Source organism: Seinonella peptonophila (genome assembly GCF_900129355.1).
Lineage (GTDB): Bacteria > Bacillota > Bacilli > Thermoactinomycetales > Thermoactinomycetaceae > Seinonella > Seinonella peptonophila.
This window is the reverse complement of record NZ_FQVL01000008.1, coordinates 80592-103317: the sequence shown is the minus strand read 5'-3', so window position 1 is coordinate 103317 and position 22726 is coordinate 80592. Positions and strand designations below refer to the sequence as shown.

The 22726-nt window shown below is 38.3% G+C and carries 26 protein-coding genes and 1 pseudogene; 22 read left to right on the top strand and 5 right to left on the bottom strand.

Translation table 11 applies throughout. From position 1 onward, the window contains the following. Positions 1-120 precede the first annotated feature (120 nt). Entirely contained in the window at positions 121-432 is a 312-nt protein-coding gene (locus BUB71_RS13315) for a hypothetical protein (RefSeq protein ID WP_073155329.1), read from the bottom strand. 681 nt (positions 433-1113) lie between these two features. Here BUB71_RS13315 and BUB71_RS13310 point away from each other — a divergent pair. Further along, entirely contained in the window at positions 1114-1461 is a 348-nt protein-coding gene (locus BUB71_RS13310; protein WP_073155328.1) for a globin domain-containing protein, read from the top strand. A 182-nt stretch (positions 1462-1643) separates the two neighbouring features. On the opposite strand, the gene BUB71_RS20210 is transcribed toward BUB71_RS13310, so the two are convergent. Further along, positions 1644-1778, bottom strand: coding sequence for a hypothetical protein (locus BUB71_RS20210; protein ID WP_281248205.1), 135 nt, complete (start codon positions 1776-1778; stop codon positions 1644-1646). A 179-nt stretch (positions 1779-1957) separates the two neighbouring features. Here BUB71_RS20210 and BUB71_RS13305 point away from each other — a divergent pair, with 179 nt between their 5' ends. The 5 genes and pseudogenes from BUB71_RS13305 to BUB71_RS13280 all read left to right on the top strand — a co-directional run bounded on the left by BUB71_RS13305 (position 1958) and on the right by BUB71_RS13280 (position 6833). Next, entirely contained in the window at positions 1958-3769 is a 1812-nt protein-coding gene (locus BUB71_RS13305; RefSeq protein WP_175552369.1) for an ATP-binding cassette domain-containing protein, read from the top strand. 228 nt (positions 3770-3997) lie between these two features. Further along, positions 3998-4255, top strand: a pseudogene (locus BUB71_RS20355) (RHS repeat-associated core domain-containing protein); the annotation flags it as partial. Between the two features lie 38 nt (positions 4256-4293). Then, complete coding sequence (locus tag BUB71_RS13295) at positions 4294-4893, top strand: hypothetical protein (RefSeq protein WP_073155325.1); 600 nt, start codon at positions 4294-4296, stop codon at positions 4891-4893. A 701-nt stretch (positions 4894-5594) separates the two neighbouring features. Continuing rightward, positions 5595-6305, top strand: a complete 711-nt coding sequence (locus BUB71_RS13285) for a HEAT repeat domain-containing protein (protein ID WP_073155323.1) — start codon at positions 5595-5597, stop codon at positions 6303-6305. A gap of 111 nt (positions 6306-6416) precedes the next feature. Then, complete coding sequence (locus BUB71_RS13280) at positions 6417-6833, top strand: hypothetical protein (RefSeq protein ID WP_245815626.1); 417 nt, start codon at positions 6417-6419, stop codon at positions 6831-6833. A 32-nt stretch (positions 6834-6865) separates the two neighbouring features. Here the strand turns inward: BUB71_RS13280 and BUB71_RS13275 are convergent, their stop codons facing one another. Further along, positions 6866-8077 (bottom strand): tetratricopeptide repeat protein, encoded by a 1212-nt coding sequence (locus BUB71_RS13275; protein ID WP_073155321.1) that lies wholly within the window; start codon positions 8075-8077, stop codon positions 6866-6868. 1 nt (position 8078) lies between these two features. Here BUB71_RS13275 and BUB71_RS13270 point away from each other — a divergent pair, with 1 nt between their 5' ends. The 16 genes from BUB71_RS13270 to BUB71_RS13190 all read left to right on the top strand — a co-directional run bounded on the left by BUB71_RS13270 (position 8079) and on the right by BUB71_RS13190 (position 21049). Further along, a complete protein-coding gene (locus BUB71_RS13270; protein WP_073155320.1) occupies positions 8079-9881 on the top strand; it encodes an RHS repeat-associated core domain-containing protein in 1803 nt (600 codons plus the stop codon). A gap of 194 nt (positions 9882-10075) precedes the next feature. After that, a complete protein-coding gene (locus tag BUB71_RS19160) occupies positions 10076-10501 on the top strand; it encodes a hypothetical protein (protein WP_073155319.1) in 426 nt (141 codons plus the stop codon). Between the two features lie 192 nt (positions 10502-10693). Then, entirely contained in the window at positions 10694-11269 is a 576-nt protein-coding gene (locus tag BUB71_RS13260; protein WP_073155318.1) for a hypothetical protein, read from the top strand. A 220-nt stretch (positions 11270-11489) separates the two neighbouring features. Further along, positions 11490-12146 carry a hypothetical protein gene (locus tag BUB71_RS13255; protein WP_073155317.1) on the top strand — a complete coding sequence of 219 codons (657 nt, stop codon included), beginning with the start codon at positions 11490-11492 and terminating at the stop codon, positions 12144-12146. Between the two features lie 597 nt (positions 12147-12743). Next, positions 12744-13490: a PIG-L deacetylase family protein gene (locus tag BUB71_RS13245; RefSeq protein ID WP_073155315.1), complete on the top strand. Its 747-nt coding sequence runs from the start codon at positions 12744-12746 to the stop codon at positions 13488-13490. Positions 13491-13517: 27 nt separating this feature from the next. Further along, positions 13518-13799: a hypothetical protein gene (locus BUB71_RS13240; protein WP_139279103.1), complete on the top strand. Its 282-nt coding sequence runs from the start codon at positions 13518-13520 to the stop codon at positions 13797-13799. A gap of 557 nt (positions 13800-14356) precedes the next feature. Next, positions 14357-14623 carry a hypothetical protein gene (locus BUB71_RS13235; RefSeq protein ID WP_217653555.1) on the top strand — a complete coding sequence of 89 codons (267 nt, stop codon included), beginning with the start codon at positions 14357-14359 and terminating at the stop codon, positions 14621-14623. Next, positions 14620-15378 carry a peptidoglycan recognition protein family protein gene (locus BUB71_RS13230; RefSeq protein WP_073155313.1) on the top strand — a complete coding sequence of 253 codons (759 nt, stop codon included), beginning with the start codon at positions 14620-14622 and terminating at the stop codon, positions 15376-15378. Before BUB71_RS13235 ends, BUB71_RS13230 begins: the two co-directional genes overlap by 4 nt. Before the next feature lie 75 nt (positions 15379-15453). Further along, positions 15454-15705 carry a hypothetical protein gene (locus BUB71_RS19640; protein WP_073155312.1) on the top strand — a complete coding sequence of 84 codons (252 nt, stop codon included), beginning with the start codon at positions 15454-15456 and terminating at the stop codon, positions 15703-15705. Positions 15706-15978: 273 nt separating this feature from the next. After that, positions 15979-16569, top strand: coding sequence for a hypothetical protein (locus BUB71_RS13215; protein WP_073155311.1), 591 nt, complete (start codon positions 15979-15981; stop codon positions 16567-16569). Between the two features lie 556 nt (positions 16570-17125). Beyond that, the gene (locus BUB71_RS19635) at positions 17126-17356 is read left to right on the top strand and encodes a hypothetical protein (protein WP_175552368.1); all 231 of its coding nucleotides are present in this window, start codon (positions 17126-17128) and stop codon (positions 17354-17356) included. Between the two features lie 82 nt (positions 17357-17438). Beyond that, positions 17439-18158 (top strand): MFS transporter, encoded by a 720-nt coding sequence (locus BUB71_RS19150; protein ID WP_139279101.1) that lies wholly within the window; start codon positions 17439-17441, stop codon positions 18156-18158. Positions 18159-18595: 437 nt separating this feature from the next. Beyond that, on the top strand, positions 18596-19621 hold the full coding sequence (desA, locus tag BUB71_RS13205) for a Delta(5) desaturase DesA (RefSeq protein ID WP_073155309.1): 1026 nt from the start codon (positions 18596-18598) through the stop codon (positions 19619-19621). A 39-nt stretch (positions 19622-19660) separates the two neighbouring features. Beyond that, positions 19661-19990, top strand: a complete 330-nt coding sequence (locus BUB71_RS13200; protein WP_073155308.1) for a PadR family transcriptional regulator — start codon at positions 19661-19663, stop codon at positions 19988-19990. Further along, positions 19991-20392 carry a permease prefix domain 1-containing protein gene (locus BUB71_RS13195; RefSeq protein WP_073155307.1) on the top strand — a complete coding sequence of 134 codons (402 nt, stop codon included), beginning with the start codon at positions 19991-19993 and terminating at the stop codon, positions 20390-20392. It begins immediately after the preceding gene. A 15-nt stretch (positions 20393-20407) separates the two neighbouring features. Further along, a complete protein-coding gene (locus BUB71_RS13190; protein ID WP_073155306.1) occupies positions 20408-21049 on the top strand; it encodes a hypothetical protein in 642 nt (213 codons plus the stop codon). A 162-nt stretch (positions 21050-21211) separates the two neighbouring features. On the opposite strand, the gene BUB71_RS13185 is transcribed toward BUB71_RS13190, so the two are convergent. Continuing rightward, positions 21212-22060, bottom strand: a complete 849-nt coding sequence (locus BUB71_RS13185) for a 1,4-dihydroxy-6-naphtoate synthase (protein WP_073155305.1) — start codon at positions 22058-22060, stop codon at positions 21212-21214. Beyond that, positions 22060-22704, bottom strand: a complete 645-nt coding sequence (locus BUB71_RS13180) for a futalosine hydrolase (RefSeq protein WP_073155304.1) — start codon at positions 22702-22704, stop codon at positions 22060-22062. The genes BUB71_RS13185 and BUB71_RS13180 overlap by 1 nt, the downstream gene beginning before the upstream one ends. Positions 22705-22726: the final 22 nt, after the last annotated feature.

The following is a 22726-nucleotide window of genomic DNA, read 5'->3' as shown; positions in this document are numbered from 1 at the left end:
CACAGTTTTATAACCTAGGCACAGTTGAACTAATGCGGGGGGTTCTCTACTATTTATTTAGGGTTATTCTTTAATGTTCATTGAAAACATTCATATAACTCGCTTAACTGTGGTGTAACATTAATGACCAAAACGACTAAAGAATGCAAGGATATCATCTCTATATAATATTGCGATCATACAAATGAGAAAGAATGGTTTCGCAATATAGTGATCAAATTTTGTTCCTTCAAGGTCAGGTAATTCTCCCCAAAGACGTTTCAGGATGCTTAAAACACATAACAAAGTGAGACTGGCAAAAAGGTAGAAGTAATCATTTTTCATATAGTTAGCTGTTATCACAGCAGTAAGATATGAAAAAGTAATTCCATATTCAATCAAACCATTTCTATAACTATTGTTTAGCTTTATTTGTAATTCTTTTTCGTTCAATCAACAAAGCTCCTTTGAATGTTTAATAAATATCTCTATATTCCAGCTTGTAGACAAAGATAATGGTTCCGTCAATATTTCACGCTTCACAGATGTCTTCAATACACTGCATCTATTGGCTCAGGGCGGTATCAACTCCGCTAAGCGCATCATAGTTAGACTTGCAGCGTTAGCTGCTTAGCGAACTTGTGCACGGCGTGTGCAAACAATGCTACTGTCTATTCTTCACTACACAGATGCTGTAGCGCCTAGTAAAATGCGGGGTAAGGAGCATTTTTCCCCGTAATGAACGATTGGCTCTGCTATTTGTCCTTCTTCTATCCAAATGTCTCATTATTCTCCATTTAGTAAATAGAGTTTTTTTAGTTTGAGGTATATATCTATATTAACCCTCTTCATAATATAAATCATTCGTATAATATAGAAAAGGTTGCATATTTCTATTTGTAGACTTATGAAATGCACCTAGGACATATCTTTGGGTTGTATAAAATATATAAATTCATTTTTTATAATGTAGATATTTTATTGTAAATTGGAATTATATATTTTATTATTAATATAATTATTAGCTTTTAGCACTTAAACAATGAATCTGTTATCACAGGTAGAGCAAAGGTTGCTAACATAGGAAAAATGTCCCCAATTCAACAACGTTTTAGCAAATAGGAGGATGATTAAATGGAAAAATCATCTTTATATGAACAATTAGTAGGCACAGAACTTATGAATAAGATAGTAGAAGAATATTATCAACGAATTAAATCAGATGAAAGTGTAAATTATCTGTTTAAGGGAGATGACGTTGGTCAGTTTAGACGAATTGTGTATTATTCAATGGGTGCTCCTTATAAAAAAGGTAAAGAAGGAATAAAAAATTCACACAATCATTTAGATGTGACTACTGAGCAATACCAAACAGTTGCAAACCATCTGTTTGCAACATTGGAATTGTATGAGATAGATGTAGAGCAAATTAAATTTGTTAAGCAAAAAATTATGTCTGTACATGATCAAATCGTCTCTTGATTAAGAGTCACGGGTGTTATGATAGAAGCTTTGAAAATGGATATGATCCCTCCCTAGGAGATACTATGAAATCTTACGGAGGGATTTTGCATATGGAGATGTGTAAAAAGCCCACCTGCACACAAAAAAATTCGTTTGCAGCTCCCAAGGGTGTTATTTTTATAATTTTTATATGAATACGATTATTTTGTAACCTCGTACTTCCTCCTTGGAGCTGCTTGAATAATGTTACAATGCTGATAAGTAGATAAATCTAGAAGATAATCAGGCACAGATCGAACAATGTGCCTAATACCACCTAACACAATGTGTGCCACTTATGTATAAGAGCTCCTAAGGGGTTAGGAGGAAAGGAAGTTTCGTGTTTTATTGGTTGAAAACTCGGTGCAGACTCACCGAGGTCGACCCTGATGTCCGTCATGGACTCAGGGTGATGATCTCAATCCTCTGGCGTTCGTCGCGCCTGTCGTACGCACTCTTTTTGGCGGCGACGGTCATGGCTGTTGTCTTTGCTGTCCTCCAGATGGTTGTGCTTCGCCAACTGGAAGGTAATCAAGAGAACACAGCATTTGGCTGGATGATTGTCGTTGCAATGACGGCGATCTTTGCCATCTCGCCGATGACCACCCGATTGTCCTTGTTGTTTCAGGAAATGGTGGAAAAAGAGGTTTTTGCGTACACCATGAGAAAGGTTCTGAATCACCTCCCTGATGTGGAGATTGAGGACTTGAAGGGTTTCAAGAAAAGAAGAAGTTCACCTGAACGGGTCGTCGAGGAGATTTCAACGACCTTTGGTCAGGAAATGCCTAAAGTAATCAGCGAGATGTTGTTTTTCGTCATCTTCAATGTGGCCCTAGCGGTTGCATGCGGATGGGAGTACGCGGTTGCCTCTGTAATGATTGGAGGAGGTTTTACCCTCGCATTTTTCCCTTTTTCATCCAGGCAAGCAAAGACGATTGGAAAGGAGGTAAGCCAGCTCACCAGGAAAGCAGTTGGTGAGCTGAAAGAACTGGTTGATAATTTGGAGGACATAAGAGCTAACGAAACGACATTGGAAAAGATTAATGCCATCCAGGAGTCGGCTCTAGGGCCGTCTCAAATGGCAAGGCGCCTACTGTGGAAAAAGTGGGTGCTGTCTGGTCTTCCGCGGTTTGCAGGGTCGGGTATGACTATCTTGTTGGTTCTGACCTATGCAATCTTCGTGGATCACCTTTACATCGCCCAGCTATTCATCCTTAACAATTTCGCCGTGACTTCATGCATGAGCATCTATGGGGCTGCCGATGGGTGTTTGAAAGTAATGGAAAAGAGCAGTGCGATGAGGGAGCTTTCGGAATTCCTCAATCTGCCAACTCGTACAGGAGGAGAGGAAAAAATAGAGGATTTCCATGGCTTCCGGATTGCCGGGCTCTGGATCGAATTCTCCACTGGAAGGGTACTTTTTCAGTATGGGCTGAATGCTATCTTCTTGTGCGGTAAAACGTACTTCATCTCCGGACCATCGGGAGTCGGTAAGTCACAACTGATTAAAATCATGAGGCGACAGATAGAACTTTACCCTGTTGACGACTACAGCGATATTGTAACCCTTTCCGATGAATCGCAGGTTTGCGGTCAGCTCATTGTTATGACGCGGAAAGCGGGAGCGATCGTCAAAATATCGAAAAATCAATCTATCTCGAATATGTACGGATGTCTGTTTAAAGGAGAGGTTTCAGCTCACCAGATATCTCTTCTAGAATGGAGAAAGAGATTCCGATTTGTCGGGCAAGATTCTGACACAGTTTGGGCGACTGTGTCGGAGAAGCTATCCGATACGCTCAAGCATGCCACGATAACCGAAGAAGAGAAGAGTGAGATTATAGAGGAAGCCCTTTATGTAACGGGGCTTTGTGGAAAGGAGAATGCCTATCCGAACGAGCTCTCAGGAGGAGAGCGCAAGCGGGTGCAAATAGCCCAGCAAGTTTGCTACCTCCTATTTGCAAACCGAGCTAGGATGCGTATCGTCCTGTTCATGGACGAGGCGTTTTCCCAAATTGACACCGCGCAAGCGAGACCGATGATTGAGTACCTTCATTATAAGATGAAGGAAAATGGCGGGATCCTTATCATCGTGTCTCACAACGCCCTCCAGGATTTGAAGAGCGCAAGCTCCTATGTACTCACAGACGACGGTCTGGATTATTTTGAGACCATAGAAAAGGCTAGGGCTTATACAACTTATAACCAGGTCACGGGCCACCCAAGGATCGGCCCACCTTCAGTAGCAAGATACTTTAAAAGGGAGCGGAGATATCGGGGAAACTGAATAGAAGAAACCAACCAGGCGCTCTCCATCACGGAGAGTGCCTGGTTGATGTTTGTGGGATAAGAAATTAGCGCTAATAAAAGGGAGACTCTCTGATTTAATGAAACACATCATTCTCAGTAGGATTAAGTGATGGCTGTATGATGAGGAGAATAGACATATTTTCAGAACGAAATATAGTTGATGGAGAATAGAATCCATATATCGTAAACTGAAGTAGAAAATCCTTATCACTATGCAGGTTATCGTTATGATAAGGAAATTGGTCTCTACTATTTGCAGACTCGTTACTATAAGCCAGATATTGGGAGATTATTGACGAGGGATACTTTTGAAGGAATTGATAACGAATCACTCAGTTTAAGTATACCTATACTCATAATAATCCCGTTATGTATGTGGGTCAGAATGGTAAATATATCGCAAGAGGAAATAAATGAATTGGCTAAAAAAGGGATTCGAGCTGCAAAGAAGGCTAAAAAATGATTAACTGATAAACGCTTTAATAAAGGAGATAACAGGAAATGAATACTAGTAAGCATGTTTATGATATAATTTTTAAATATTTCCCTAGATATAAATTATTTGACATGGAAGAATATCAAAATTCAAAGCAATATCAAGCACTCTTATCACTCAGCCAGGAAAATTTAGAAAATAAGGATATCCAGTCACAATTGGAAATGGGTATTAGGAAAGCATTTGCAAATTTTGCTTACCTAGATTGGACAAATGCATTGGAATACAATGGTTATGAATATCGAATTCTACTACACGAAAACCAGCCTCTATTAGATGATGATATAGAGCTCATTCGTGTTCTTGGTGGAAAAAGAAGAGATTTAAATGTATTCATCAGTTTTTTGGGAAAGTATTATTATTATTTCATCAGTGAAACCCATTATGAAGAAGTAGAGGATAAATGGTCTTTCTACACTGTCGAATGTACAGATCAGATAGAAGTGCCCCTAACCCATTTCAATGATTTTATGAAAAGTAAGGGTTATGTAAAACTAACTACTGATATAGTTCGGCAGAAAGTAGATGGCATTGAAACAGAACTTTTGGAAGAAGGGCAAGTAGAAGTGTTTCATTGCCTTTTTTCAGAGATCATAACTATCTAAATCATATTATGTGAATCATCTTTCCAAATCATGAAGAAAAGCCCATATCAGGTCTATTACTTTTTATAGTGGATTATCTTGGCGGACCTTCCTTCAAGTACTGGTTTAGTGCCATGTCTATCATAGTCACTATTTTCTTGCATATTATTTCAAGAGGAGTACTTTATGAAATCCTACATTCATTTAATGAAGGTTATGGGTGTAATTATATTGACATTTATCATTTCGACCCTCTTTATTCTATCAAATGCATTTTTTATATATTTGATAAGTAAAATACCTATTTTTGATCTTACAGTAGCAAATTTTAAGTCACTATTCCCTTTTTCATTGATTATGATTCCAGTGCTTTTTTCGGGTGTATTTCTGCAGCATATTACTAAAATACTATTCGATATATTTCATCTTAAAATAAGATGGGTAAAAGCATTTACTTTACCTGTCTATGGAATATTAACCTACTTCTGTACACATCAAATCGATGAAATCTTATCGACAGTATCCATTTCAACCAATACTGAACTGTTTATAACGATTGTTTATGTTATTTCACTGCCTAATCTCGTTACAGCTTTAAAGAACAATGAAGAAAATAAACAGAATTCATGTTAGATTGGAATTAAACATGAGATTCTGCGTATGTTAACAAAGCGTTTAATGAACGACTAATCGATCGATATATAGTACAAAGGGTGCATACAATGAATAGCGAGATACAAGCTAAACCTCAATATGATAAAAATGAATTGATTAAGAGATTTTATCGTAAGAATCTAGATGGGAAATATGATTTTTTACAATCACTGTCTGAATGGGAGCCAAATGATAGTTTGAAGAAAACACTGATATATTTGTATTGTTCATATCTAGATAAGTATATTAGAAACGAAATATTTACTATTTTGATGACTTATCCAGTTGATCAGGAACTAGAACTTGTTTATTTAAAGGCATTAACTGATTCGGAAGAATTGATTAGAGTGAATGCTATTGAAATGGTTGGGGATCATCAGATACATTCGGCGGTTCCCCCATTAATCAAATTATTACTTGACCGATCTATTTTAGTAAGAGGAACGGCGGCTATTGCACTAGCGCAAATCAACGCCAAAAAAGGGGGATTTGCGATTAGAAGGCGTTTAAAATATGAACGAAATGATTGGGTGAGGCTAAACTTTCATACATCTTTATATCTGTATGGAGATCGCAATAAATTGTCGAAAATCATTTTTTATATCAACCATAGATCATATAAAGTCCGATGTGCCACAGCCAACTTATTAAACTTCGTTTCAGATGAAGAGAATAGAGACGAAATCATAGCTTCCTTACTGAAACGCTTAGAAATCGAAAAGACAATAGCGGTTAGTTCAAGTATAAAAGATGTAATTGATTGTATTAGAAATTTATAGATAAGGATGATTGAAAGAAAATCAGAGTAGTAGAAACCATCTTATGAAGTGATGTGAATGAATATTGTATAGATTAAATTTGAAAAAAGAGAATTTTTGAGAGAAGAGATAATGATGGATCTAGAACGAGAAAAAATGATTGTGAAGAGTCTGTTTAACAAGAAATATCAACAGCGAATTCTATTTGAATTAGCATCAACTAACAAAAGATTAAAGGTAACTTGTAGACTGAATTATCCCTATGAAGTGATCAGAAATCAATATCTGATTCAAATACCTCCTCCAAACTCATACTACCTAGATATATTGGATTTGTTAAAAGAGTATGGAGCGAATGACTCTTGTTATGCAATTTCTAACAAATCAAAAATAGATGGGAAACATTTGACCTTGACAGAAGGACTAGAGCATGCAGTAGGCCATGGACTGCCTTCACTTATCTCTTGTATACCTGATCGACTTGCATATTTGGAATGTGAACAGGAATATGGTCCGCCTGATCGGTTTATTATTTATCGCGAAAAATAAACAGAAGAACCGCTTATTTGCGGTTCTCAAATTTAGCTTGTTCCTGGTTCATCACTCCTTAGCATATGGATCCCTCCTCTCATGGCTTTTTCTATGGCATATTTTTCAGCTAAAATCTGTTGAAATAGATCTGGTTCATCTTCCTCATGAATATTTGCTAAATGCATCAATATATCGAGTAGCAACTTGTTAAAATTATGTTCGGTTGCGATTTTTTTAGCTTCATGGAGCTTGATTTTTGCTTCTAACTGTTGGTTTTGCAGCATGTATAATTCTGCATGAAGAATCATTGATTTGGTTTTTCTCAATGCATCGTCATGTTTATCACATAATGAAATGGCTAATGAAATGTGAAGTTGTGCCTCATCCCATCTTCTTTGATCAATTAATAGCCTTGCATATTCTAGATGTGTTTGGATAATATTGCGCTCTTGGTCAGTCGCTAAATGATCATAGATCGTAATCGCTGTTTTTAGCGAATCTTCAGCCACTTCGTTATGACCTGTTTCTCTCATAATGGCACCTAAGATTGTCCATAACGCAAAAGCAGTTTCCCGTAACTTATTGATACGAGCTAAGACCATACCATCCCTTACACATTTTTTTGCTGATTCGTAATCTCGTTCATATTGATAGATTCGAGCTTGTACTACATACATTCGACCTTTTGTAGCTGCTTGATCAATCTTGCCATATTCTGACCAAAGGATAGATAGACATTCTTTTGCTTTATTGATCATTCCCAATTTTTCATAAAATAGAGCTTGGTTGCTAAGCAATGTATATTTTAAGTGTAGTTCATCTCCATTTTCGTTAAATGCTTTTAAACCTTTCTCCATAAAGTATATAGCCCGATCTAGGTTGTTTCGGAGATATTCAATATATCCAAGGTCATTATATGCAGCTGCTTTCACATTGTTATGATCTTGTTCGAATGATTTGTTCACAGAATCCTTTGCTTTAAAATAATATGCTTCTGATTTTGGATCATTTTTTTTAAAGCGTTTTTTACCATGGAGTAATAGCATTTTAGGATATTCTGAATGGCCTTCTTCGATTTTCTTTCCAACTCGTTTGATAGAACGAGAGACATAATGTAATGCCTCACTTCCAAATAGATCAATGACGCCTTCAATGACCATTAAATGATAACTTAATACCTGATCTTTAAATTCTTGTTCTTTTAAATACTGTTGCTCTAGCTCTCCTATGCTCGTCTCTAATTTTGTTAAGAGGTAATCCAATTTGCTGGATGAGTTTCCATGTTCGATCTTACTGATTGTTGCGGCCGATATATTTTCATCTGCTAAATCACCTAAACGTAGCACATCAACCAAGTATAATGGTACAGAGCGCTATACTTTTGAATATGATCCCAATGGGAACCTAACAAAAGAGACTGACCTGGATAACAATCAGATTACCAGCTATACCTATGATGCAGATAATAAAATAAAGACAGTAAACGAAGGAAATAACAATACTGCTGAATATCAATATGACCAAAATGGAAATGTCATTCAGCGAAAACATGTCGCAGGAAGTGCAAATATTATCAATGGGTTCACTTTTGACAATATAAACCAATTAATCAAAATCACAGAAAATAATCTAGTCCGCGCTAGATTCACATACGATGAGACAGAACGACTAGCCAGTCGAAGAAACGGCGATAAAACTACCTCGTTATATCGCTATAACGGTGCTGGCGATCTGCTTCAAGTTGTGAATTACATCGAAACAGGGGAGATCATTGATTCATTTAGCTATACTTATAACCAAAAAGGAAATATCACCAGTGTAACATCAAACATTGGCACTACCATCTATGACTATGATCAACTAGAGCAGCTAACCAAAGAAACCCGTCCCAATGGTGATACGATCGAGTATACCTATGATGAGGTAGGGAACCGACTCACGAAAAAGGTGACAACAGGTGGAACATCAACTACGACAACATACACCTATAATGATGTCAACGAACTAACAAGTGTAGGTGGGACAACCTATACCCATGACCTGAATGGTAACCTCACCTCAGATGGCAGCTACTCATACGTATATGACACGGAAGATCGCCTGATTGCCGTTAAACAAGGCGTTAATACGATCACCAGCTACACCTATCGGGCAGATGGGATGCGTAAAACCAAAACAACCGCAGCAGGAACGATCACTTTCCATTACGATGAAAATAAAAACGTCATCTATGAAACCAACGCGAGCAATGCCATTATCGCCAGCTACACCTGGAATGGCATCCATCCAGTCAGCATGACACGAGGTGGCACAACATACTATTACCAACTAAACGGACATGGTGATGTCGTCGCCCTCACCACAGGCACCGGAACCGTCGCCGCTACCTATACCTATGATGCCTTTGGTAACATCATCAGCGAAACCGGAACAGTAGAAAACCCTTATCGCTATGCAGGCTATTGCTATGATAAGGAAATTGGACTCTATTATTTGCAAGCACGGTACTATAAGCCGGATATTGGGAGATTTTTGACCCTTGACCCTGATCCTGGAGATGAAGATGATTCACTCACTCAAAATGGATATATTTATGGTGATAACAATCCAGTAATGAAAGTTGATCCTGATGGAAATACTTCTGGACTAGCCATAATAGGATTAGGGTTGGGAGTATCATTAGGACCATTAGGTTGGACTTTGTTAACCATCGCAGCAGGTATAGCTACTGGATTAGCAATATATACTTATACGAAGAGTTCCACAAGAAAACGACGCTCGAAAAATAAAGCCAAAAAGAAGGCAAGATCGAAAGATGAAATTGAACCAAAAGTCAGAAGTAAAGAACCTATTGCACTTAGAAGACACTTCAGTACAAGAAAAAAAGCATTGGATGCTGTAAGAAGAGCAGGAGATGGGAGATATGCTAAGCATCCAAGGATCAAGGGTAACGGTAGGAAAAAAAATAAACCACATTTTCATCCGTATAAAAGAGGCCAAAAGGATCACACTCATGATCATTATTATTATCCCAGAAGATTTCATGGCGGAGCCAAAGGGGTTTAATTTATATAGTGATGAAAGAGAAATTTAAACTTATTAATAAATTTAATTATTGTTTTCCTATTTACTAGGGATAGAAATTATCTATCCCTTTTTTTAAAAAATAGGAATGAAACTCAAAATAAGTGTAGCAATGTTAAAGTGGAATTAATCAGTACCCTATTTTCAATTATCTTTAAAAGAAAGGGAACAAAGGTATGGACTTAGAAAGCGAAAAAATTATTGTGAAGAGTCTGTTTAATAAACGATTTCAAGATCGGATTCTCTTTGAATTAGCTTCAACGAAGAAAAGATTTAATGTTTCATCTCGATTTAACTACCCTTATGAGGTGATCAAAAATCAATATCTAATTCAAATACCCCCACCTAACTCTTACTACCTTGATATATTGGAGTTGTTAAAAGAGTATGGCCCCATACAGACTGGCTATGTAATTTCAACTTTCTTTTCTGAAATAGACGGAAGACATTTGCCAATCAGAGAAGCGCTTGATAAAGTTGTAGGTTTTGGTATGCCTTCTCTCGTCTCCTGTATACCTGATCGACTTGCATATTTAGAGTGTGAACAGGAATATGGTCCACCTGACCGGTTTATTATTTATCGTCAGGATAAGAACATATAGAAACTTCTATTTCCAAGTAGTTTGGATAAACTGGGAAATGGTTAATTTCCCAGTTATATCCTCTATTTCCTTCTTGTATGATAAGAATATATGCAGGATAATGAAAAATTCTTAGTATCATTGTTAAAAATACCCTAAATTCAAACAACTTGCTAACTTTAATAATGTTTAAAATGATAATGGGGTGAACATATGGATCGTTATCTTCAAACTTTTATGAAGGAATCTATGATTAAAGAAAATCTTGTATCTGTACATGCTTATGGTTATCAAAGGGATGAAGTATGGACTGGGTATATTAATCTTTTAACTGAAAATCAATTTCTAATGAAGCATGTCACGGAGGATGGTTTAGAAGATGGTTTTATACTCGGGAGATTAGATGATGTGTTTCAACTAACTCGGAATGGACAATACGAACAAGAATTAGATCAATTATACAAACTGCAAGATCAACAACATAATCCTTTCGTTTTAAAATCAGACATTCAGAAATCTAATTTGTTTAGAGAAGCATTTATTGCAGCAAAAAAAAATAACTTTATAGTCAATGTCTGCTTTCCTGGAACTGAAGAAGAGGAAGATATGATTGTGGGATTTGTGAGAGATGTTTATTGGAACGAGGTTGTTACTTTAAATCTTACTTCTTCTGGTACTGAAGATGGAGAATCAATCTTTTATCTAGAAGATGTGGTGTCGATTCATTGTCATTCCAGAGATATGCGGAAATTAAAGTTACTAAAAGAGTATCATGAAGGAATCTCCTGATTGATCCATTATTTTTCCCGAAAAAATGATATTACTTACAAGTTTAATGTGAAAAAATGTTGCTTGATCTATTATCACGATAGATTAATTAGTTAATTAATCTATAAAAAGCATAGCTCGATTGGGAGCTGTGCTTTATTTCTTTTCTCTATATAAATGTTTTGTTTTATAGAATGATTCAATTTTAAGAACAGTGAGTTTAAAAAGAGGAGTAAGTGCTTTGAAACCTGTGACTACCACTGATTTACTGAGAGAATTAATACATTATAATTTTTTTGACTGGGACGATGAAAACGAAGAAAAACAAAATTTGATTGTTTATGGCATGCCTCAAAATATATTAGATGATGTTCACATAAGTAATTTTTATAAATCTTGGGGTTTTGATGCTCTTAATAATTCTGCTGCAAAAGTAGAGATTATAGAACATCAATGGAGAAAGTTAGAAGATTACTTCTTTGAATGGCTAAGTAAAGCAGAAAATCTTATTTTTCCTACAAATAAAGTGATCTTTACACCTGATTTAGAAACTTATTGGACGCATGATTTACCAGACTGGGCATCAGATTGTGATTGGATTCAAAAACAGTACAAAGAATATACTACTTGTTTAGAAGAAAACAGGATAATAGCCCCTGTAACATTGATTAAAAATGACTATCGTAGTGGTAAGATTGAAAATTTCCGAGATTTAGAGATAATTGGTAGAATGGCTGTAAAGAGTTTTCCTATACTGTTTTTATCAGATTATCAAATGGTAATAAGGCTAACAGAGTATTTAACCTTAGAGGTGTTTTTCAAAGATGGGAAACAAATGGATATACATCGACAAATCATGGATATCCTATCTCCACAAGTATTAAAGAAAGCATTGTAGTAATGCTACCTTCTATTGATCACTTGATCTAAATTAAGCAATTACAAAATATGTTTGGCTTGTAGGTTGATTATGAAATACTTGCTTATGTATAGAATAAAGTGTAGTCCGTTTGGGAGGTGATATGATTTTTAATGAATTAAAAACGAAATCCGGACAATATTACAAAAAGATATTAATAGTGTATGCGTTTAATTTTATGTTTGGAATTGCTATAGTAATTTCTGCCTATATGGATTATCCATTAATAGGGATCGTTTCAAGTGTGATTTGGCTCGTTTGCTTGTTTTCAGTTAAATGGAGATGGGGCGGATTACCTGATACTAGGAAGACAAAATTTCATCAGTTTATTTTTATACCTTTTTATTTTATTATTTTTTTCTCTATCCTATTTAAAGGAGAGATTTTATCCTTTATTTCGAAATTCTAATATTCAAGTCACGATGTCGAATAATAATTTTGGTATGAATTATTTGTAATCGAATAAAGCGTAGCCCATTAGGGAGCTATGCTTTTTTATATTCTTTATATAAATGTTTCATTTTCCTAAATTAAGGTTAGTTCAAAATATATTCATAAAAATAGGAGTGATGATAAATGGCTCGACCAGTTGTTTTTTATTCACCACATGCAGATGATGAGACGTTAAATATGGGGATTACGATTGCGGAGCATGTTGCCGCAGGTCGTCCGACACATGTGGTGTTGATGACGCATGGGCGTGTTACAGGGGCGTTGGCTGCAATTAATGGGACGACTGCTTCTGGTTATTGGAAAGCAACACATAATCCAGCTTTAGAGAATTACTCACCATTAACTGCTGAGCAATTAGCGGAGGCACGGATGCATGAGTTCCATAATGCGTGTGGACAGTTAGGTGTACCTGCTTCCACAAGGCATGTGCATGATTTGGACAATCCATCATCAGGGGATACGCTTACCTATGATGAGGCGAAAAGTGTGATCCAAAGCTATATTACCCAGTTTCCAGATGCTGATCATTACACGCTCTCTGATCATGATATCCATCCAGATCATGCTGCATGTGGACAAGCACTACGTGATTTGTATAATGCTGGAGCGATTCAATATAATGTTCGATTTGTGATCAGTATGGCGACACGTAATGATTATGAGAGTAAAGGCACTACAATCCCTGGCGGAGGCTGGAAGGATACGCCGACCGATGCCACCATTACGCAAAGAGTGATCAACGCTTGTCGCTGTTATGCGGCATGGTCTCCCAATACCGGTGCATATGCGGTAGGGTATCACTCGGTAGCGGGGCAGTTTGATAAGCTCTTAGCCAATCCTTTTCATTATTTGCATTATGTGAATCAATAACAGGGTGCTTTATCGAAGGAGGTGGAAATGATGAAAGAAAAGGGTGGGGTGGTCATCTCCATTGAAGATATCTATTTTGCCCTGCAAGAGATTAAGACAGATGTCTCAACAGTAAAAAGTGAGGTAAAAAACCTGCGTGAAACAGATGAACGCAGTCGAGAAGCGTTAGAGCTGGCGAAAGATGCAATGGCGAAGGCGGTTGAATTGGAAAAGCAGGTGGAGAAAATCGATGCGCGTCAACAGTGGTTACAGGGGCTATTTTTAACAGCGATCCTTGGGATCGGCAGCCTACTTTTCACCTTGAATTAAGTAGGCGGTAAGCAATCTACAAAAATAAGATGAATATAGAAGAAGGAGAAATCGTGGAATCCATATTTCACTGCAGGCGGATAAATACCTTCTTAACCCGCATTTTACTAGACAATACAAAGCCTTGTTAAGTGTAGTGAAGAATAGGCGGTAGTACTGTCTACACACGCCGTACACAAGTTTCGCTAATGTAAGTTTCACTATGGCGCGCATAGCTGAGTTGATACTGCCCTGAACAAGCAGATGCGTGTCTTGAAGACATCAACGCATCTTGAACTGGAGGCGAAGCGTGAAATATTGACGGAACCATTACTATGTCTACAAGTTGAAAAAGCATCCTGAATAATCCAAGTTTTGAAAGGAGGTAACCTGCTACAAAACGCAAACTCAATGTCCTAAGTCCATAAAGTGCATGCAATCACATAACGAATTTATCCATCTACCATAAGTTAGTCGGAGATGGAAGTATGTGGAAAATCAAAACAACTGTAGTAGCGAGATTCTAACAAGTAGGACTGATTAAAGAAGGTGAAATTTAGGAAACAGGACGTTTCTCTGTGTTTAGTAGCGGGATTCAAATGGTGGAATATGACAATGTGATCATCATCGGCTTGATCACAGGCTTAGTGTCGTTGCTGAAAGAAGTGGGGCTCCCTCATAAATGGGCCCCGCTTTTTGCTTTATTTTGTGGTCTTTTCTTTGGAGTTGTTTATCTTTCATATGGAAGTCTTTTGCAAGGCATTTACACAGGGCTTATTTTGGGGCTAGGCAGTATTGGTTTATATAGTGGTCCAAAGAACCTAATAGAGAAGGTGAAGAAATGAAAATGATCCAGAAGTTCATCCCTACTAAATTTAAAAGAATTCGACCTGGATTCAAAAGAACGCCGTTGTTCGTGACAATCCATGAGACGGGTAACGAAAGCAATGGTGCAACTGCGCTGGCACATGCCAATCTACTATACAATGGGAATCAAGAACGTGTAGCAAGTTGGCATTATACAGTAGATGAGAACAGTATCTATCAGAGTGTGCCGGATGATGAAGTGGCTTGGCATGCTGGTGATGGTAGGAATGGAGAAGGAAATCAGGCTAGCATTGGGATTGAAATCTGTGTGAATCAGGATGGTAACTTTCAACAAGCAAAAGAGAATGCGGCTTGGCTTGTTCGATGTTTGATGGAGCAACACAACATACCCATGCATCATGTTGTCCAACATCATCATTGGAGTGGTAAGGATTGTCCGCATCAGATTCGGCAAGAAGGTTGGCATAAGTTTATAGGTTTAATCCAAGGAGGAGATGTGAATCAGTCTGCTGGATATGACAAAGATGCCCACTATCATCGATTGTTGAAATTAACCCATCCAATGATGAGAGGGGAAGATATCAAACGGCTTCAACAACGATTAAAGTCTAAGCTGGTAGATGGAATCTATGGAACCGCAACAGCAGCGGATGTAAGGGCTTGGCAACAAATTCATGATGAAAGAGGAAGAATTGTTGCAATGGGAAACGGATTAGTCGTTGATGGGAAGGTAGGGGTGAAGACTTGGAGAGCCTTATTTAGAGAGAAATAAATAGAAAAAGTAATAATGAATTTCTAATATAATATAATTTATAATTAGTTGACTATTATTAAAAAGGAGGCTGTGATGGATTTAGCATACGAAAAAATATTGGTCAAGAGTTTCTTTGTCAAGAGGGTGCAAGATCGAATCCTATTTGAATTAGCATCAACTAAAAAGAGAGGGATCATCCCATTTAAATTAAATAATTATATGGATTTTTTGAAAGAACAATATATGATTCGGATTCCAAAACCAAATTTCGATTATCGATATATACTAAATTTGCTAAAAGAATATGGTGCTGGTGAATCTTGTTATGCCAATCTCCCACAATGACGAAATAGATGGAAAGCACTTACTGCTGATCGAAGGATTAAAGTAGTCAGTAGGATATGGGATGCCTTCTCTCATCTCTTGTATACCTGATCAACTTGCATATTTAGAAGGTGAACAGGATTATGGTCCGCCGAATCGCTTAATTCTCTTTCGTGAATAATAAATCAAATAAAGAAAATAGTTTAAAATTGTTCCGAGCTTCAAGCATGTAAAAGGAGTATTGCAAATAGGCAATTCTCTGAATCTAGATAGTTAAATGAGGAGATGGCATATATGGATCTTTTATCTAGATTGGAACAGTCAATCAAAGATACGGAAGTTGTTAATGTATTTTCAAATCAATATGAACCGAACGCTGCTTCAGTAGGATTTATTGATCAATTATCAGAGAATCAATTTTTAATGAAACATATAACACCAGAAGGATTAAGCGATGGTTATATGATTAGAAGAATAGACGATATTTTCAGAGTAGATTTAAATGGAGAGTATGAACAAAGGCTAAGATTGTTGTATGATCTTCGGAATCAACATCATGAAGATTTTATACAAATATCAGTAGATTCACAGACGAATTTATTTAGGGAAGCTCTTATGGTAGCTCAAAAAAAGAATTTAATCGTGTCAATTTGTATAGATGAGGCCGAAGAGCAAGCCGATATCACTGGTTTTGTTAAACATATAAATATGGAGGAGATATGTATATCAAAAGTTTCATTTAACGGATTGGAAGATGGAGAGTCATTCTTGTATGTAAAGGATTTAGTTAAGTTGAATTGCGATACAACGGAAGAAAAATTGTTAAAAGTCGTTTATGACTACAGTGAAATTCAAAAGAAAAGGAAGAACAATATAAAGCGGTAACTTTATGTTCAATTTTTTCCCAGGAGCATCTGATAAGCTATATTCACGAATTTAAAAAGGAGCGTGTCCTTGATTGGAATCAATCACTACTATAAAACTATTGTAATGATTATTATGTATAAATGAAATTGCTGGGGTTATGATTTTGATAAAATAAAATAGATTAAGCGATATCTAAAAGAAATCTCTATTAGAAGGCCATGTTTAAATGGCAGCAACCCGAAAGGAAAGGGATGTACAAGCAGCTGCTTTTCTCGGATGAGTTCCTGAGACTTCGAAGAGGACTCCGTATCTTCGCCTATCTGGCCTGGTCACCTCCGTACGTCACGGTCGGGGCGACACTTACGGCTCATCGGGCACATACGCCATCCGTGTGGGTCTTGGCACTAACTGTGGCTGCCGTCGCCGGAAGCCTTCTTGGACCTAAGATTGGGGGCAATTTCGCTGACCGTAGAGACATCAAGCAAAATCTTAAGATAAGCTTGAACATCTCCCTCGTTCTGGCAATAGTCTATTTCCTGATTTCGCGCATGAATGGATACTTGCCCAAGCAGGTTTGGCTGTTGCTGATGATGGTTCTTCTGCCTTTCCTGATTTCCTCGGTGGTACAATTTGCCACTACCAACATCGGTACCTGTGTCACTTACTTGGTGGAGGAAGTCGCTCAAAGCAACGTGGAGAATCTGCGTCAAAGGAAGCTCTCCAAGCTGACCAAGTTGGAACAGGTAAACGCTTCTCATCAAAGGGATCGCTGGAGGATTTTCTTCTCTTGGAAAAGCAATCCTGAGAAAGTAAAGAAGGAACTGAGAAGGGAACTTCAGGACCTGAACGCTGTCAGGATACACGAAGTTCGAACGATTCGGGACTATATGTCCCCCTTCACTGCGGTTTCAGCTGGTCTTGCTGGTCTGGTCGTCTCCCTGATCACGGCGGTTCAGTTGACAGATTATTGGATGCTGCCCGAAATCGCCATGATTCTCCTAGTTCGCTACCTTGTGACCCACATGCCTGAAGTAGAGAGGGCAGAGAAGAGGGAGCTAGAGAAGGCCTCTCTTTCTTTGCAAATACGGTTGTGGCTGATCGCCCTTCCGTTTGTGCTAGGTAGTGCGAGTCAGCGTTTGATCACTCTCTTTCTACCTGTGACGTTTGGTGGCTGGGGTGGAGGACTTCTGTTTGTATACTGGTTGAGTTTCGCTTTTAGTGGACCGATCACCAACCGCTTTGCAAAGGATGACCGCAAGACGGTTCGAGTCTGCCTAGTGGGACTTGCTGGATGTAGTTTTCTTCTCTCGACTGTGGATCAACGAGGGTTTATCCCACTGGGATTTTTCATCTGTACTGTGCTGGGGGTGATTATTCGTCGGTTCATCGGTGCAACCTCATCGGAGCTGCGAGAAACAGCCGACCCATATCAAGGACAGGCAACTTCGATCACTCAGCTCGCTGGGCAGCTAGGATTCATTGTGGCTGGGGGCAGTTTTGGCATCGTGACGAGCAGTACGTTGTACTGGGTTGCTTTCAGTGGAGTCTGCCTGCTTGTTTTTGTGTTGATGATGTGGGTAGACCACAAGTGGAAAAAGAGGGACTGAGACTGACATCGGATGTCTTTCATGATAGGTAATACGATCGAAAGGAGAAGTAGCGTACAAAATAAAAGAGAACCACTTGCTTATAAAGGAGTGGTTCTCTTTGTTTTTTCACTCGCAAAGATATAAAAAGTGTCGCTAATCCCGAAATTACCGTTCATCTTCTTCTTTTCCTTGTGCGGCTTCATCCTTCTTCTGTTGCCATGCAGTAAATGCTTTTTCGCGGTCTTCAGCCGTTTCTTGTGTAGATGGATATACGACCCTTCTTGCTTAGTATTCAATGACATAGAACAATCAATAAAATAATTACTCTATCTAAAAGAGATTTTTTTGTAAGTTTTTGAACGAAAGGGGTTGTATTATTCTATCTGATAGAATAATATACTTAATAACTACTCTATCTATTAAAGTAATTTTTAAAGACGCGGGGGGAAAGCGAAATGCGAAATCAACAAGAAAAGGATAATTGGAGAAAGATTATATCTCCTTATGAAAAACCGAGTGTTGGCAAAAGTGTTTGGCAGTTGATCAATACATTTGTACCATTTCTTGTACTTTGGTATGCTGCATATTGGAGCCTTTCTGTTTCTTACTGGCTCACACTTGGATTTTCGATAGTGGCGGCTGGTTTAATGGTTCGTATCTTTATCATTTTTCATGATTGTTGTCATGGGTCCTTTTTTGCCAATCGGAAGGCAAATGAAATCATTGGGACAATTGCAGGCATCTTTACCCTTACACCTTACCATCAATGGCGCTATTCGCATACTCGACATCATGCAACGAGCGGAAACTTAGATCATCATGGTGAAGGAGATATTTGGACGCTTACGGTGGAAGAGTATCTTGCATTGCCACGCTGGAAACGGATTGCTTATCGACTATATCGTAATCCACTCGTTTTGTTTGGCTTAGGTCCGATCTATCTGTTTCTCATAGATAATCGTTTTAATCGCAAAGGTGCAAAGAAAAGAGAACGTTTCAACACATATTTGGTCAATGTGTCCATTGTTGCGATTATTTCACTGCTCTGTTGGTTGATCGGATGGAAAGCATTTCTACTTGTTCAAGGTCCCATCTTTTTGCTATCTTCACTAGCGGGTGTTTGGTTATTCTATGTACAACATCAATTTGAAGGTGCTTATTTTGAGAAAGAGGAGAATTGGAATTTTGTAGATGCTGCGCTCCAAGGAAGCTCCTTCTATAACCTTCCTCGTCTGCTTCATTGGTTTACTGGAAATATTGGTTACCATCATATTCACCATTTAAGCGCCCGTGTTCCAAACTATCATTTAAACCGTGCGCATAAAGAAAATCGCCTTTTTCAAGAGGTAAATTCAATCTCACTCTGGTCGAGTCTTCGCTCATTGTCCTATCGAATTTGGGATGAAAATCGGAAGAAGCTGGTTGGTTTTCAGTATGTAAAAGATTTTCTACGAGCAAAGAAACAAGAGAATAAGCTTTAAAATGGATGAGCTATTCAATTGTGAGGTCGGAAGGGGGAAATGAATATTCGCAGCGATATCATACGAGGCCATTTAGATGCAATCATCTTACGCTTAATCTCTGAAAAAGATCGTTATGGTTATGAAATTTCAAAAGAGATAACAGATCGAACAGAAGGTCGTTTTCAGATTAAAGAAGCAACGTTGTATGCTGTCTTTCAACGACTACATCGAAAAGAATTAATCGAATCTTATTTTGGTAGTGTTTCGCATGGTGGAAAGCGAAAATATTATTCGATAACTCCATTGGGTAGAGCTTATCTTTCAGAGATTGTAAAGGAATGGCAAGAAGCGAAGAATATTATTGATTTGTTTATGGAGGGATTGTGATTGAAAAAACTAAAAAAGCATGTAGATAAACTGTTTTCAGATGTACCAGACAGCGATGAAAAAGAAGTGTTAAAACAAGAAATCTATGAAAATCTTCAAGAAAAGGTACAAGATCTGATCGAACAGGGGAAGGATGAGGAGGACGCCATTAATAAAGCAATTGTAGAATTTGGTGATATAGATGAAATTAAGATGGAACTTGTCGTAACAAAAAATCCATTAAGAAAAAACAATACGAAATATAATCTAGGGTTTTCGATTTGGGGTAGCTTACTCATAATCTCGCTCTTTGTCTTTGCAAATTTTTACTATACACCAGATAATATTTGGTTTGTATATCCGACCTTTGTTGTTCTATGGTGGCCATCTGTTATGTTTTATTATTGGCGTAAAACAAGATGAGAGGAGGTGACATAAATGCGTGCTGCCCATGTAAAGTTCTCTATTGCAGCCTGTTTGATGACAATTTTGTTTTTAGCAATAACGAATTATCTCACATCGCCTGAGCATCCTTGGTTCCTATATCCTGCGTTTTTTCTCATTCTTTATCCGGTTACCATGTTACTTATCTATAAGAAACAAAGTAAACTCTATTCGGTTATCTGTAGTTTATTAACCATTGGATATTTAGCTCTTATCAATTATTTTACTTCATCTGATCATCTCTGGGTGATCTATCCAGCCTACTTGTTCCTTTGGTGGCCAATTACCCTTTATGTCGGGAAATGGGCGAAGACCGTTCAATATGCAGTATTGGTCAGTCTGTTAACCATTCTTTACTATGGTGCATTAAACTTTCTTTTCTCTCCTGATCACCCATGGGTGATCTATATAGCCTTTTTGGTGCTTTGGTGGCCAATCGCGTTACACTATTCATATAAAAGAAATTTCTTTGGTCTATCCATTGCAGGAACAATCCTAAGTGCGTTATTTTTCATTACAGCAAACTTTATCACAACACCCCATACCATTTGGGCAATCTATCCGATCTTTCTTATGCTCTGGTGGCCATTGAGTATGTATTATTTCTCATATGCGCGAAAATCGAAATCTGAATGATGGTAATATTATGTAATATAAGGGGCATATTTTTACGCCCCTTATATGAATATGCTATGATCAGAACGTGACAGCCCTAACTCCTGGAAAGTTCGTTTGGAGCGTCGCCGCGAACACGATCACGTGACTTTATTGCAATCAGAGACAGATATTTGTCCACTTTTAACTTGGATTTGCAAGCAAATTGGGGTTAATGGCTGGAACGAGACCTTCATCAGCAGCACGATTGAGCAAAGTTTTAATCGCAGCATAACCTTCTGCTCCTAGATCATGCGTAAATGAATTCACATATAGGTCAATATGCGATTGGGCGACTTGGCTGTCCATTTCCTGTGCATGGGTAAGGACATATGCTTGTGAGGCAGTGGGATGTTCCCATGCATATGTTACGGATGCTCGAATCCAGCGTGTGATTGCTGCTAAGTCAAGAGAACGGCGAGCAATGATCGCACCGAGCGGGATGGGCAGCGCTGTTTCTTTCTCCCACCATTCACCCAGATCAACAAGTTGTGTTAATCCATATCGCGGGTAGGTAAATCGTGCTTCGTGAATGACTAATCCAGCGTCTACAGTGCCTTGTTGTACAGCGGGCATAATTTGGTCAAAAGGCATAACCACAATTTCCTCGATCTGGCTGGGTACTTCAGCTTTGGCCCAGAGTCGAAAAAGTAGATAAGCAGTCGAACGTTCGCTAGGTACTGCCACTCGTGCGCCTGTTAAGCGGCTATGCTCTTTGTTTGGGTCATGCTTGTCCGAGATCAGTACTAAAGGGCCACAACCTCTACCTAAAGCTCCGCCACATGGCAACAAAGCGTACTCAGACAAAACCCAAGGAAGCGCAGCATAAGAAATTTTTAAAATATCTGGGGCATTAGCTTGAAGTGCTAATTCATTGGTTTGGTCAATGTCAGCATAGATAACGTCCAGCTTAGAAGCTTCTAGGATTCGTCCATGTACCCATGCATGAAAGACAAATGTATCATTTGGACAAGGTGAAAAAGCAATCTGCATCAGTATACCTCCGCAAGTAGTTTACTAACAGATGTCAGCATGTTTAAGGCTTCGACAATTTTCCAGGATTCGCGATCGCGAGGTCCAATCACGTTTGAAATGGTGCGAATTTCAAGGACAGGTATTGAAAATTCATGTGCTGCCATTGCAACACCAAAGCCTTCCATTGCTTCTGCAATGGCATCGGGGTAGCGTTGTAGCAAAGTTGTAGCTGTGTTTGTTGTCCCTGTAGTTGTCGAAACGGATAAGATCGAACCGACTTGGGAAACTAGTTCGCTATCATGAAGCTTGCGAATAATAGGCGCCAGTATCCGGTCTTGCATTGAGATAACGGAGCTACCAAAACCAAGTTCTTCAATTGGTAAAAAGCTTGCTTCAGACTCTGCTCCTAATTCTGCTGCGATGATTCGATTTGCAACTGCAACAGAACCAACAGGGGCTCGATCTGCAAAACCGCCAGCAATTCCAGCCGAGATGACAAGATCGTATGATTGTTCACTTAATTTTCGTGTGGTTTTAACAGCAGTGGAAAATGAACCAACACCGCCTACGATTACATCGATGTGGCTTGCCGATCCCAAACCATGTAAAACAGCCTCCTGTTCGGCGGAGACTGCAGTCACCACTAATATGTGCTGTGCCATATGGGAAATTCCTTCTTTTATA

Bases quoted from the DNA above. Each gene is read 5' to 3' on its own strand.
- BUB71_RS13310 (WP_073155328.1), top strand. From the start codon at position 1,114: ATGGAAAAATCATCTTTATATGAACAATTAGTAGGCACAGAACTTATG.
- BUB71_RS13305 (WP_175552369.1), top strand. From the start codon at position 1,958: ATGGCTGTTGTCTTTGCTGTCCTCCAGATGGTTGTGCTTCGCCAACTG.
- BUB71_RS13295 (WP_073155325.1), top strand. From the start codon at position 4,294: ATGAATACTAGTAAGCATGTTTATGATATAATTTTTAAATATTTCCCT.
- BUB71_RS13285 (WP_073155323.1), top strand. From the start codon at position 5,595: ATGAATAGCGAGATACAAGCTAAACCTCAATATGATAAAAATGAATTG.
- BUB71_RS13280 (WP_245815626.1), top strand. From the start codon at position 6,417: ATGATGGATCTAGAACGAGAAAAAATGATTGTGAAGAGTCTGTTTAAC.
- BUB71_RS19160 (WP_073155319.1), top strand. From the start codon at position 10,076: ATGGACTTAGAAAGCGAAAAAATTATTGTGAAGAGTCTGTTTAATAAA.
- BUB71_RS13260 (WP_073155318.1), top strand. From the start codon at position 10,694: ATGGATCGTTATCTTCAAACTTTTATGAAGGAATCTATGATTAAAGAA.
- BUB71_RS13245 (WP_073155315.1), top strand. From the start codon at position 12,744: ATGGCTCGACCAGTTGTTTTTTATTCACCACATGCAGATGATGAGACG.
- BUB71_RS13240 (WP_139279103.1), top strand. From the start codon at position 13,518: ATGATGAAAGAAAAGGGTGGGGTGGTCATCTCCATTGAAGATATCTAT.
- BUB71_RS13230 (WP_073155313.1), top strand. From the start codon at position 14,620: ATGAAAATGATCCAGAAGTTCATCCCTACTAAATTTAAAAGAATTCGA.
- BUB71_RS19640 (WP_073155312.1), top strand. From the start codon at position 15,454: ATGGATTTAGCATACGAAAAAATATTGGTCAAGAGTTTCTTTGTCAAG.
- BUB71_RS13215 (WP_073155311.1), top strand. From the start codon at position 15,979: ATGGATCTTTTATCTAGATTGGAACAGTCAATCAAAGATACGGAAGTT.
- BUB71_RS19150 (WP_139279101.1), top strand. From the start codon at position 17,439: ATGTCCCCCTTCACTGCGGTTTCAGCTGGTCTTGCTGGTCTGGTCGTC.
- desA (WP_073155309.1), top strand. From the start codon at position 18,596: ATGCGAAATCAACAAGAAAAGGATAATTGGAGAAAGATTATATCTCCT.
- BUB71_RS13200 (WP_073155308.1), top strand. From the start codon at position 19,661: ATGAATATTCGCAGCGATATCATACGAGGCCATTTAGATGCAATCATC.
- BUB71_RS13190 (WP_073155306.1), top strand. From the start codon at position 20,408: ATGCGTGCTGCCCATGTAAAGTTCTCTATTGCAGCCTGTTTGATGACA.
- BUB71_RS13185 (WP_073155305.1), bottom strand. From the start codon at position 22,060: ATGCAGATTGCTTTTTCACCTTGTCCAAATGATACATTTGTCTTTCAT.
- BUB71_RS13180 (WP_073155304.1), bottom strand. From the start codon at position 22,704: ATGGCACAGCACATATTAGTGGTGACTGCAGTCTCCGCCGAACAGGAG.